Consider the following 12799-nt stretch of genomic DNA (forward strand, 5'->3'; position numbering starts at 1 on the left):
CTAGGGAGGTTTTTTTATGACTATTTTAATCGCACGTAATATCGAAAAGAGCTTTGGTGATCGCACCATATTTACGTTACCATCACTAGAAATTCAAGCAAACGATCGTATAGGGATTGTCGGAGTCAACGGAGCTGGAAAATCTACGTTATTACAAATATTAAGTAAAGAAATAGAAGCTGACAAAGGCACAGTAACTCATCATAGTTCTATCGCCATTATCCCACAGCTTAGCGAGGGGATATCGGAAACCGCTTCTTCCCTCGCTAAGGGCAAATGGAATATTTCAAACGTCGCAAATTCAATGAGCGGCGGTGAACGAATGCGCCTAAAGATCGCCCATGCCCTCGAACAAGATGCAGGCATTCTATTTGCTGATGAGCCAACAAGTCACTTAGATATGTTCGGTACAGAGCAATTAGAAAAGGCACTTTTATCTTATAAAGGTGCACTTGTTTTAATATCGCATGATCGTGATCTTTTAGATGCCATATGTACAAAAATCATCGAAGTTGAAGACGGTACTATTCAAGAATATAAAGGTAATTATTCAAACTATCGAAAGCAAAAAGAACGTGAGCGAATACAAAAGCAAGCAGAATATGATCAATATATACAAGAAAAAAATCGGTTAGAACAGTCAATTTCACAAAGAAAGCAACGTGCTTCTAGCATGACAAAAATCCCAACACGGTTCAGTTCATCTGAATCTAAACTTTATAAGTGCAGCGGGGCTCATGGGCAAGAAAATGTTAGCAAAGTAGCGAAAGCACTAGAAACACGCCTTGAAAAGTTGGAACAGAAAGAAAAACCGAAGGACTTCTCTCAAGCTCAGTTTGACGTACAATACCACACACCAATTCATAGTAAAGCAGTTGTTCAGTTTAATAAAACAACGAAGAAAATAGGGGATCGCACATTATTTAAAAATATGAATGGAACAATTGTCCCTGGGGCAAAGCTTGCTATTTTAGGGACAAACGGAAGCGGAAAAACAACTTTGTTCAAAATGCTTCTCACGAACGAGCGTGGCATTCAGCTTTCGAAAAGTTGTAAAATTGGATACTTTGAACAAACATTATCTATTTTAAAAACAGATAAAACAATTTTAGAAAACGTTCTAGAAGAAACAAACTATACAGAATCGTTCGTTCGAACAATACTTGCACGGCTCCTATTCCGCCGTGAAGATGTTCATAAACCTGTGCACATCTTAAGTGGTGGAGAACGCATGAAGGTTGCACTCGCAAAAGTATTTTTAGGAAACTATAATATGCCTCTGCTCGACGAACCGACAAACTATTTAGACTTGGCAACGCAAGAAGAATTAGAAAGCATGTTACAGGAGTATCCTGGCACAATACTTTTCATTAGCCATGACCGTGCCTTTATTCGTTCTGTTGCAAACCATATTCTACAAGTAGATGAGAGCGAACCAAGAATATTCCACGGCAATTACGAGCAATACACAAAAAGAACCACCCAAGCTTCTGTAAACGTTACTGAACAAGAATTATTACGATTACAAACAAAATTAACAGAAATCATCAGCCGGATTTCTATCCCAAATCAGCATGATGACATCACATTTCTCGAACAAGAATACGAAAAATTATTAGTTCGAATTCGGCAGTGTAAAGAAGCGCTCTAATGTCTTCCCCATATATCGACGGGACCTTCCACATTCCCCAAGAAATATCGAGGCTTCGACATAGAATATCACCCTACCTATAATGTTAGACACAATAACAACAAAAAGCCGTGCACCAGCACGGCTTTTCACTTTATATACGGACAGCAGTCCCACTCACCGCAACCATTAGCATTCCTTCGCGAACTACTTCGTAGTCCACGTCGATACCAACAATGGCGTTCGCATTTTTTTGTCTTGCGAGAGTTTTCATCTCTTCCATTGCAATGTCGCGCGCTTCTTTTAATTTACTTTCGTAGGCGCCTGCGCGACCACCGACAACGTCACGGACAGAAGCGAAAAGGTCACGAACGATATTCGCACCCATGATTGCTTCGCCATTAACGATATCGATATACTCAATAATTTCTTTCCCTTGAATTGTAGAAGTTGTTGTTACAATCATGCTTTATAGCCTCCCATATAAGATTTCCACTTACTTATGGTGCACTAATTCAGCAGAAATTATATTTACGAACTAAACTGCGCCTCATACAATCGGCTGTAACCCTCGCCTCGTTTGATTAGTTCCTCATGTGAACCTTGTTCTGCAATACCGTCTTTATTTACAACGACGATGCGATCTGCATTTTTAATAGTTGCAAGCCTGTGAGCGATAACTAATGTTGTACGGCCAACAGATAGTTCTGCAAGTGATTTTTGGATAGCAAGTTCTGTCTCTGTATCTAGCGCAGAAGTTGCTTCATCTAAAATTAAAATTGGCGGGTTCTTCAAGAACATACGGGCAATTGCTAAGCGCTGCTTTTGTCCTCCTGAAAGTTTCACACCACGCTCACCGATAACTGTATCTAAACCGTCTGGTTGCGAGTAAATTAAGTCCTCTAGCTGAGCACGTTTTACCGCCTGCCAAATTTCAGATTCTGAAGCTTTTAAGTTTCCGTAAGCGATATTTTCACGAATTGTTCCTGAGAATAAGAAAACATCTTGCTGTACAATTCCGATTTGCTTACGAAGTGACGATAACGTCATCTCTTTGGTGTCAATGCCATCAATTTGAATTGATCCAGATGAGTGTTCATAAAAACGAGGCAATAAACTACATAGTGTTGTTTTCCCTGCCCCTGATGGTCCAACGAAAGCAACTGTTTCACCTGCATGTATTTTCAAACTAATATCGTTTAAAATCGGCTCTTTATTTTCATATCCGAACGTGATGTTATTGTATTGAATATCGCCGTGTACATGTTTAACTTCTATTGCATCTTTAGAATCTACAATATCCGGCTCTGTTTCCAGAAGTTCTACATATCTTTTAAAACCAGCGATTCCTTTCGGATAACTTTCAATAACCGCATTAATTTTTTCAATTGGGCGGAAGAAAATATTCGTTAATAAAACGAATCCAATAAATCCACCGTACGTTAATTCACCTTGCAGAACAAACCATGTACCACATATTAATACAAAGAGTGTTACAAGACGCATCAGCATATAACTAATCGATGAATTTAACGCCATAATTTTATACGCCATTAATTTTGTTGTACGGAAACGAGCATTATTTACAGCAAATTGCTCTTTCTCAAACTTTTCATTTCCGAATGCTTGTACAACGCGGATACCACCTACATTGTTCTCGATACATGCATTGAAATCAGCAACGTCTGAGAATAAACGTCTAAACGTACCTGTCATTTTTTTATTGAAGTAAAGTGCCAACCATAATAAGAACGGGATTACGAAGAATGTTAGAAGTGCTAACTTCCAGTTAATCATCATCATAAATGAAAATGCTCCAACTAAAGTCATAATGGCAATGAATAAATCTTCTGGTCCATGGTGAGCAATTTCCCCAATTTCCATTAAATCGTTTGTAAGACGTGAAATTAAATGACCTGTTTTATTATTATCAAAAAATCTGAATGATAGCTTTTGAATGTGATCAAATAATTTCTGCCTCATATCTGTTTCAATGTTAACCCCAAGCATATGTCCCCAATATGTAACGACATATTGCAAACCTGCATTTAACACATAAACTACGAACAAACCGAAACAAGCCCATAAAATAAGCGTCCAGTTTTGTCCTGGTAATAACTTATCAATAAATTGATTTACGATAAGCGGGAAACCAAGTTCGAGTAAACCTGCGATAACTGCACAGGAAAAATCGAGTACGAATAAACCTTTGTACGGTTTATAGTAAGAAAAAAATTTACGTAGCATATCTTTCCTCCCTTTTCCAAATTAAAAGACTCTCTAAATGATAACCATTATCAAATAATTATTCAAGTTATCCGTCTATGAAACTAAAAAAGTGAGAAAATCTATAAAAAAGCCTAATCCCTCATTTATATCAATGAGAAATTAGGCTTCATTTATATATATTACTTATCGTATTCAAATAAATGTGCCCACTTATAGCGTGCGATCCTTCTATTTTTTCACAAATACATCTTGTGAACAATTCGAAACTTGTAATACCTTCAACACACCTTTTGCTTTTCTACGTTCTTATCCGTTTATTTCCCACTGTGCAATAAACAGTTTAACTTGTAGATTTAAAGTTATATATTAACCCTCCCTAAAGTTTCCCCACTACATTTGGATTTGGAAATAGCGACGAACAGTTTCTTCAATCTCATGCTTTTCTAGTTTTTCTTTTGTTTTTTCTTTTCCATCAACGATAATTAGCGTGTCTCCTAACAAAGTGATACGCCCATTTTCTGTCACTCTTGAAAGGAAATACATCTTGTTGAACATTGATTCTGGAGCTGTTTCAGTTAAGACACAGATTGGATGAATGTTCAACAAGTTCCATTTATGGGAAGGCTGCTCAAATCGATATAGAATCTCCCATTCACCATCAGTCTTTTTTTGCAAATGATAAAACGATGTTGTTTCATCTTTATTTACTCGGTAAAGGCCATCACTATCTACAACTTCCTCTCCATTCAGCGGAACAGGAATTCGTGGCGAATTACCGCCCATACCTACATCCACCAAGTATTCTTTATTATCAATTGGTACGATTATGAATAAGTGAGCATTTTCAAGAGCCCAAATCCCTTCTCTTACATATACAGTTCCTGCCATAAGATACGGGTCAAAACCTAATTCTTTTAGCAGAAAATAAAATATTCCGTTTAACTCGTAGCACACGCCACCCTGCTTCGCATGAACAATTTTTTGATATAAATCTTCTTCACGCAAAGATAGCGGTTTTCTTGCCAAAATATCAAGATTCTCAAAATGAACGTTGAGTACATGTTGTTTTTGAAGATGAGATAAGTAAGGGAAACTTACCTCTCTTTTTTCAGATTGAATATGTTCTAAATATTTTTGAATATCCAAAAATCATCCACCTCATTTTTTTATTTATATTTCTTTTTATAATGTTTCTTTTCACACTCATATTATAAAATTGATTATTGATAAACAAAAATATAAAATAACTATCATATTAATAACTTTGAGTATATAAGAGAAGGTGAACACATTTTATGGAATTACTGCAGCTCAAGTATTTTAAGACAGTCGCTCGTACGGAACATATAACAAAAGCGGCACAGGAACTTCATATCTCCCAACCAGCTTTAAGTGTTACTATCGCTCGATTAGAAGAAGAATTAGGAGTTCCCTTATTCGATCGAGTCGGGAGGCAAATTCGTCTAAACACTTTCGGAAAAGCTTTTCTCAAGCAAGTAGATACAGCCCTTGAGGCACTGGAAGTAGGTAAACGACAAGTTACAGACATGGCTGGATTAGAACGTGGAAGTGTTTTAATAGCTACTACGACCTTAAATCGAGTATCTGAATTACTAGCACCTTTTCTAGACTTATATCCACATATTAACTTCCGCATAACGCAGGCATCCACAGAAGAATTGAAAGTTCAACTCCTTGAAAACGGCGAAATCGACTTTTGTCTTACTCCTTCACCTATTGATCGACTAGGAATCTATAGTCTTCCATTAATGACCGAAGAGATTGTACTAGCTGTGCCGAGTACACATCGTCTCAAAAATCGCCACCGTATCAAGCTAAGTGAAGTAGCAGATGATCCGTTCATCTCCCTAAAGCCAGGATACAGCTTCCGTGAAATTACAGACAAGTTCTGCAGGCGGGCTGGGTTTACGCCCAATGTCGTATGTGAAGGGGATGAACCTGCAGCCATCAGCGGCTTAGTACGCACCGGTCTTGGTGTTGCCTTTTTACCAATTGCAGCAAAAAAGGAATTACCCCCACTGACGCTTCTCCATATTGAAGAGCCCGTTTGCCATTGGACGCCTCATTTAGTGTGGAATGAAAAACACTACTTATCACTTGCTGCACAAACGTTTCGCGAGTTTGTTGTACAACATTATGCTCAAGTAAAACCGTAAATTGTAACAAAAAAGAAGAGTCTGTATAACTACAATGTTATACAGACTCTTCTTTCATTTCATTTTAATGATTATATAGCTTCCGAATCCCACTCGTGCTCTTGCTGAACAAATACAACACCTAATTCATGATGTCCCCCGGCGTATAATGCCGTTTGAGCAAGACGAAGCTCACCATTTGTATCTACTACTTCTAATTTACAAAACGCTCCTGTCGTCTTCGTTTGAAGCGCGTCATAAAACTCTTCGGTACTTCTTGGAATGATTCCATTTACTTTCGTAATAACTTCTCCAGGCTTTAAATTCATCTCTGCCCCAATTGTATTCGGAATTGTATCTAACACAACAAGTCCATCATTACGTGCGGCAAAGTATGCTGGTCTTTTCTCGTCTGCAATTTTCTCTTGCATCGAGATTGTAAAGCGTCCAAGCATTGCGACTCCCATCGCGATAATTGCGAGTACGTGCCACCAGTAACTTGCGATACCTAAAACGAGTACGAGCCCCGCTAAACCATAGACGCGTCTTCCTGTAAATAATAAAGCTTCCGTCGGCTCATAACTTCTAACCTTTCTCATAAATCCAATTAAAAATGGAACGAGGAATAAAGAGTATGTAGTCGAACCTATTGAAACGACAGGCCACCAAGAAATAAATCCTGTCACCGCGTCTCCTGGTATAAGAATAAATACTGGTACAAGCCATAAACGATTGGATTCATGTAGTCCAATTCGTAGCCCACGCTTACCTTTGTTAATTTTCGGCGTAGAATAACGAACTGCATTTTTAGAGATTAATAAACCCTCTACAACGAGCATAACGCCTAGTAAAATAGCAAGGGATACAATCGTACCCTCTTCACCTTCTCCAAGCTGTAAGAAGGAAACTGGCATCTTAGACGATAACAACACGAGTGCAATCGCGATTCCGAAAGTATAAGCYACAGATAAATATCGATACATAGCAGTTAATCCGAATAATAACGTCCAAAGTAAAATTGCCCATAAACTCGCTTTTGAAACAACAAGCCCAAGCCCAATCGTAATAATAGATACGATTAATCCGTACCCAATACCTGCAAATAGAGTTGTTCGTAGTTCAAACCAAATATCATATACTTTAAAAGAAAAATCTTTTCGTTCTCGTAATATACGTAAGTATCCAACGAAGATACTACTAATTAAAAATACATAGACAGCAGGGTGTAAGAAAAAACGTCCAACTGCTCGTAGTATTTCAAAAAGCCATGCCTCCACGAATTCATTCACCACCATTTATATCATTCTTTCTTTTTATCTTATCATATTTAACACATAAAAAAATACAGGCATCAAAGTGCCTGTATTCTTTCTTATTTCGCTATTAATTTCAATGCCGTCTGTAATTGTAAATCATTTTCTCCAGAACGGATTTTTTCAATGATTTTAGTTTGAATCGCTTCAGCTGTCTTTTTATCAAGTTGTCCTGTTGCTTCCATCTCATTCGCATTTTGGAATGCTTTTAGTGCTGATTCTGTCTCTTTGCTAAAGTATCCATCTTCACGTCCTGGTACATATCCTAAGCTCTTAAGCATTTCTTGTGCGTGTTTTACTTGTACATCATTTGAATTGTATGAAAGTGTCTTTTCAATTTGAATTGGTGTCGCATGATAATAATCTGGTTGCTTCACTTCTACAGTTGGCGCGATTCCTTTTTTATGAATCCAATTGCCATCTGGTGTTAACCATTTAAACATTGTTAATTTAATATTGCTGCCATCTTTAAATGGAACAGCCTGTTGAACAGTACCTTTACCAAACGTTTTTTCACCAATTAAATCGTATCCTTCTCCTTCTTTTAGCGCACCAGCTAAAATCTCTGAAGCAGAAGCACTTCCGTTATCAATTAATACTGAAATTGGATATGACTTTCTCTCTTTCAGTTCCGTAGAAAATTTCTTCTTCTCACCATTTCGCTGTTCTACTTGTAGCATTGGCTTTTTATCTGTCATGATGTCTCCTAGTATATCTTCTACACTATTTAAATAACCGCCAGGATTACCACGCACGTCAATAACTAAGCCTTTTATGTTTTTCTTCTCTAGCTCTTTTAACTGATCCTTAAATTCTTTCGCAGTATTTTCAGCGAAAGAAGTAATTTGCATATAACCGATATCTTTTCCGCTATCTTGCTTTACGGAACTAAATACAGTGAAAATCGGAATCTTTTCACGCTTAATTTTAAATTCTATCGGATCAGCCACTCCTGCGCGCTTAATTTCAATTGCAACAGTCGTTCCTTTTTTACCACGAATTTTTAATACTGCTTCTTCACGTGATAAATCTTTCACACTATTTCCATCTACAGATAAAATTTGGTCATTCGGTTTAATTCCTATCTTTTCTGCTGGTGAACCTTTAATTGGCGATACGATAATAAGCTTACCGTCCGTCTTGTTCACTTCAGCTCCAATCCCTTCAAGTTCAGGATCCAGTGACTGACTAAACTGTTTTGCCGTTTCTTTATCCATATACGTGGAATAAGGGTCCTTCAGCGTAGACAACATTCCCTGTATCGCACCTTCGACTAATTTGTCGTCTTTCACGTCTTCCACATAACGTGAATCAATTAGTGCATACGCCTCATTAATCTTTACCAAATTTCCTTGCGCTGTGCCAGCATTACCATTCGATACTGTTTGTGTTACATACGCTGGGTTTATCCCAAACCAGTACATACCACCAAACATCCCGCCAGCACCAATTAAAAATGCAACAACCATTCCAATAATTGCAACTCTACGTTTCAATGCGGAATTCCCCTTTCCAGAACACACAGGTGGTGTAGCAAAAGGCATCACACGATGTGTGATGCCTTTACCTATTTCTACTATATGATAAGCTTGTACGAATTATGTTTGCAACTTTTTATACTTTTAAGAAGCGACGAATTGACATTACACTTCCCCACATACCGATTAATGCACCGATTAACATTAATAAACCAGCTAATTGGAATACGAATGGGTTGTATGGTAGAAGCTCGAAAATTGTTCCGCCAAGTTTTTCATTAAACACACCTTGCAACGAATTATACATAACTAAAATTAGGCCAATTGGAATAATTGATCCTAATACTCCTAGGAATAATCCCTCTAACAAGAACGGCCAACGAATAAACCAGTTTGTTGCACCAACAAGTTTCATAATTTCAATCTCAGTACTACGAGCATAAATTGTAATTTTAATTGTGTTAGAGATTAAGAACATCGCTGTGAATAGAAGACCCGCAATTAACGCAATCCCGATGTTACGACCAGTTTTTACAGTATCAAATAATTTTTCAACTTGACCTTTACCGTATTGAACATTACTTACAAACTGCATTTTCTCAATCTTTTTCGCAATTGTTGCCGTATCTGTTGGTTCTTTCGCCTTTACAACAAATACGTTTTTCAGTGGGTTATCTTGCTCAAATAACTCGAACGTTTTTCCACTATCGCCTAAGCTTTTAATTAAACGTTTCAACTCTTCTTCTTTAGAAGAATATTTAATAGAATCTACTTTCGCAATTTTACTCATATCTTCTTCTAATTTCTTTTGATCAGCTTCTTTTGCTGCTGGATCAACATGCACACGAATTTCTACATCTTGCTCTACTTTCGTCGCAAAATGGTTCATATTCATAATCGCTGTCAAAAAGACACCTACAAGTAATAATGTAACTGTTACTGCACTTACAGAAGCAAATGTCATCCATCCGTTACGGGATAGATTTTTCACACCTTCTCGCAAATGTCGACTAAGGGTTTTAGCCTTCATATCCGTATCCTCCCTCAATCTCGTCTCGAACAATTTTTCCGCCTTCAATTGCAATTACACGATGACGAATTGTATTTACGATATCTGCGTTATGTGTCGCCATAACAATCGTTGTACCACGCTCATTAATACGTTTAAAAATCTTCATAATATCAAGAGCTGTTTCAATATCTAAGTTACCTGTTGGCTCATCGGCAATTACAACCTTTGGCTTATTTACAATCGCTCTTGCAATCGCCACACGTTGTTGCTCTCCACCCGAAAGCTCATTTGGAAGTGCATCGGCACGCTCTTCAAGACCAACAAGACCTAACACTTCTGTAACGCGCTCACGAATCGCTTCCTTCTCTTCTTCAATTACTTCTAAAGCAAACGCAACATTCTCATATACCGTTAATTTAGGTAGCAATTTAAAATCTTGGAAAATCACGCCTAATTGACGACGGAAATATGGAACATCTCTTTCTGCTAATGTTTCAATTACAAGTCCATTTACATTAATTGATCCTGTAGATGGCTTCTCTTCACGATACATCATTTTAATAAATGTAGATTTTCCGGCTCCACTCGGTCCAACTACGTATACGAATTCACCTTGTTTAATGTTAACTGTGAGACCAGCAATGGCTTTCATACCATTTGGGTACTCCTTATAAACATTCGTCATTTTTATCATTATTTATCACCCAATACTTAATGATTTTTTTAGAAATACTTTTCTGTACATTTGAAAATAAAAGAAAAACCTTTATTTTCATTCGACCATTCTTGTTGAAGGTAGCTTCCATACATGCTTTTTATTAGCAACGCTACTCTATGTAATATATTTCATCAAAATTCTACAAACCCCATTGTAACATCAATCGGTTTCCAATTCGGATACAATTTTGTTACATTTATGTTACATCCTAATAAAAGGTAAACGAGCTCATGTAATTACTTAACTCGAAGCACTTTTCGGTCAAGTTATACAATCAGCTCGTTTATTAATTACGTTTCTTATTTATGCTCCGCTAACCATTCAGCTACTTTTTTCGCATCTTCACCTTGAATAATTCCTGGTGACATTGAACCGCGGCCTTTTTCAATAATCTTTTCAATCTCTGCTGCGTCATATTTCTGTCCTACTTTTCGTAAATCTGGTCCAGTTGCTCCTGATAAATCTTTAGCGTGACAACCTATACAACTTTTTTGGTAAATTTGCTCTGCGCTATCTGTGCTTGCAGATTGTTTTGATGGTTTACTCTCTTCTTTATTTCCACATGCTCCTAAAGCAAAAACGACCGATGTCCCCAGCGTAATAGCCAACAATTTCTTTTTCACTTCTATCGCTCCCCATTGTTGATATTCTTTTCATTCATAATTAGGCAATAGTTTTCATAACACATTCAATATTCATTATAAGCATTATCTTTATATAGAAAAACTAAGGTGTATTTCATATTTTTCACAAATATAGTGAGAAGCCTAATAAAATAAGCTTTCATAAATTGTTTCAATTCTGTGAACACCTTAGAAAGTTCTATAAAGAGCCTTTTTCTCCAATTAAAACTGAGAAATTCTATATAAAGTCCTACTCTATTACCACTTTGTTTTACTATTCTCTACCTTTTACAAAACAATATACGGCATTGTATTCTACATATAATCTCATCAAAAAGAGAAGTTGTCGTTTCCAACTTCTCTTCCTCTTTATTTCATCAATATAAATAAGATAAGCCTCTTTATATCCTCTTGGACCTCAGCATGTGCCAACAATTCTGTTGGCTTTTTCTCTTACTAAATACGAGAACGTAAATACGCATCAATAAACGGATTAATTTCCCCATCCATAACTGCTTGTACGTTACCAACTTCTGTATTTGTACGATGGTCTTTCACAAGAGAATACGGGTGGAATACGTAAGAACGGATTTGGCTGCCCCATCCAATTTCTTTTTGCTCTCCGCGAATCTCATCTAATTGTGCTTGTTGTTCTTCTAATTTCTTTTGATATAATTTCGCTTTTAGCATTTTCATCGCATGCTCACGGTTTTTAATTTGAGAACGCTCTGACTGACATGTTACAACCGTGTTTGTTGGTAGATGAGTTATACGAACTGCTGAATCTGTCGTATTAACGTGCTGTCCACCTGCACCACTTGCACGATACGTATCTATTTTCAAATCTTCTGTACGCACTTCAATTTCAACTTCATCATTGAACTCAGGTACAACTTCACAAGATACGAACGATGTATGACGACGACCTGAAGAATCGAACGGTGAAATACGTACAAGACGATGTACACCTTTCTCCGCTTTCAAGTAACCGTAAGCGTTATGACCTTTAATTAATAATGTAACACTCTTAATACCAGCTTCATCGCCTGGTAAGTAGTCAACCGTTTCTACTTTAAACCTACGTTTTTCAGCCCAGCGCGTGTACATACGTAATAACATAGAACCCCAGTCTTGTGACTCTGTTCCACCTGCACCTGGGTGTAATTCTAAAATAGCGTTATTTTTATCATAAGGATCGCTTAATAGTAACTGCAGCTCGTACTCATTCATTTCTTGAATTAAAGTTTTCACTTCTGATTCTAGTTCCTCATGTAAATCTTCATCATACTCTTCTTTAAGTAAGTCATGCGTCATTTCTAAGTTTTCGAACGTCTCATCTAACTGACGGAACCTTCCAACCATATCTTTCAGCGCATTCGCTTCATTAATTACAGCTTGTGCGCCTTGTTGGTCATCCCAAAATCCTGCGCCCATCATCGTTTCTTCTAATTCTGCAATTTGTTTTTCCTTAGTAGGAAGGTCAAAGAGACCCCCTAAAAGCCGCTAATCTCTTAGCCATTTTTTCTAGTTCTTGCCTAATTTCTACTAATTCCATTTCCTTCACCTCTATGTAATTGCTGTTACTTTCATATGAAAACAAGGGAAACTCTCTCCACTTATTACGGAGAGAGTTTAAACCT

General features: G+C 37.2%; 11 protein-coding genes. 2 read left to right on the forward strand and 9 right to left on the reverse strand.

The window, feature by feature from the left end; translation table 11 throughout:
* Positions 1 to 16 precede the first annotated feature (16 nt).
* The gene (gene abc-f, locus AC1DKZ_RS21345; RefSeq protein WP_476997002.1) at positions 17 to 1651 is read left to right on the forward strand and encodes a ribosomal protection-like ABC-F family protein; all 1635 of its coding nucleotides are present in this window, start codon (positions 17 to 19) and stop codon (positions 1649 to 1651) included.
* 133 nt (positions 1652 to 1784) lie between these two features.
* On the opposite strand, the gene AC1DKZ_RS21350 is transcribed toward abc-f, so the two are convergent.
* From AC1DKZ_RS21350 to AC1DKZ_RS21360, 3 genes are all read right to left on the reverse strand, one after another.
* Entirely contained in the window at positions 1785 to 2096 is a 312-nt protein-coding gene (locus AC1DKZ_RS21350; protein ID WP_002068307.1) for a heavy metal-binding domain-containing protein, read from the reverse strand.
* A 65-nt stretch (positions 2097 to 2161) separates the two neighbouring features.
* Entirely contained in the window at positions 2162 to 3877 is a 1716-nt protein-coding gene (locus AC1DKZ_RS21355; RefSeq protein ID WP_012261982.1) for an ABC transporter ATP-binding protein, read from the reverse strand.
* Positions 3878 to 4249: 372 nt separating this feature from the next.
* A complete protein-coding gene (locus AC1DKZ_RS21360) occupies positions 4250 to 5005 on the reverse strand; it encodes an arylamine N-acetyltransferase family protein (RefSeq protein WP_107887213.1) in 756 nt (251 codons plus the stop codon).
* A 149-nt stretch (positions 5006 to 5154) separates the two neighbouring features.
* Between AC1DKZ_RS21360 and AC1DKZ_RS21365 the strand changes: the two genes are divergently transcribed.
* Positions 5155 to 6036 (forward strand): LysR substrate-binding domain-containing protein, encoded by an 882-nt coding sequence (locus AC1DKZ_RS21365; RefSeq protein WP_107887212.1) that lies wholly within the window; start codon positions 5155 to 5157, stop codon positions 6034 to 6036.
* A 71-nt stretch (positions 6037 to 6107) separates the two neighbouring features.
* On the opposite strand, the gene AC1DKZ_RS21370 is transcribed toward AC1DKZ_RS21365, so the two are convergent.
* From AC1DKZ_RS21370 to prfB, 6 genes are all read right to left on the reverse strand, one after another.
* Positions 6108 to 7292, reverse strand: coding sequence for a PDZ domain-containing protein (locus AC1DKZ_RS21370; RefSeq protein WP_172798714.1), 1185 nt, complete (start codon positions 7290 to 7292; stop codon positions 6108 to 6110).
* Between the two features lie 95 nt (positions 7293 to 7387).
* Positions 7388 to 8824: a S41 family peptidase gene (locus tag AC1DKZ_RS21375; RefSeq protein WP_012261984.1), complete on the reverse strand. Its 1437-nt coding sequence runs from the start codon at positions 8822 to 8824 to the stop codon at positions 7388 to 7390.
* Between the two features lie 118 nt (positions 8825 to 8942).
* Positions 8943 to 9836, reverse strand: coding sequence for a permease-like cell division protein FtsX (gene ftsX / locus AC1DKZ_RS21380; RefSeq protein WP_002089596.1), 894 nt, complete (start codon positions 9834 to 9836; stop codon positions 8943 to 8945).
* Complete coding sequence (gene ftsE, locus AC1DKZ_RS21385; protein ID WP_003192357.1) at positions 9826 to 10512, reverse strand: cell division ATP-binding protein FtsE; 687 nt, start codon at positions 10510 to 10512, stop codon at positions 9826 to 9828. Before ftsE ends, ftsX begins: the two co-directional genes overlap by 11 nt.
* A 323-nt stretch (positions 10513 to 10835) precedes the next feature.
* The gene (gene cccB / locus AC1DKZ_RS21390) at positions 10836 to 11159 is read right to left on the reverse strand and encodes a cytochrome c551 (RefSeq protein WP_002016129.1); all 324 of its coding nucleotides are present in this window, start codon (positions 11157 to 11159) and stop codon (positions 10836 to 10838) included.
* Between the two features lie 456 nt (positions 11160 to 11615).
* A protein-coding gene (gene prfB / locus AC1DKZ_RS21395; protein WP_100248371.1) for a peptide chain release factor 2 occupies positions 11616 to 12714 on the reverse strand; the annotation gives its coding sequence in 2 pieces (ribosomal slippage) (positions 11616 to 12641 and positions 12643 to 12714; 1098 coding nt in all).
* Positions 12715 to 12799 lie beyond the last annotated feature (85 nt).

It is taken from the genome of Bacillus sp. 05T21 (assembly GCF_056396785.1).

Coding starts and splice junctions, on each gene's coding strand:
- abc-f (WP_476997002.1), top strand. CDS start 17: ATGACTATTTTAATCGCACGTAATATCGAAAAGAGCTTTGGTGATCGC.
- AC1DKZ_RS21350 (WP_002068307.1), bottom strand. CDS start 2,096: ATGATTGTAACAACAACTTCTACAATTCAAGGGAAAGAAATTATTGAG.
- AC1DKZ_RS21355 (WP_012261982.1), bottom strand. CDS start 3,877: ATGCTACGTAAATTTTTTTCTTACTATAAACCGTACAAAGGTTTATTC.
- AC1DKZ_RS21365 (WP_107887212.1), top strand. CDS start 5,155: ATGGAATTACTGCAGCTCAAGTATTTTAAGACAGTCGCTCGTACGGAA.
- ftsX (WP_002089596.1), bottom strand. CDS start 9,836: ATGAAGGCTAAAACCCTTAGTCGACATTTGCGAGAAGGTGTGAAAAAT.
- ftsE (WP_003192357.1), bottom strand. CDS start 10,512: ATGATAAAAATGACGAATGTTTATAAGGAGTACCCAAATGGTATGAAA.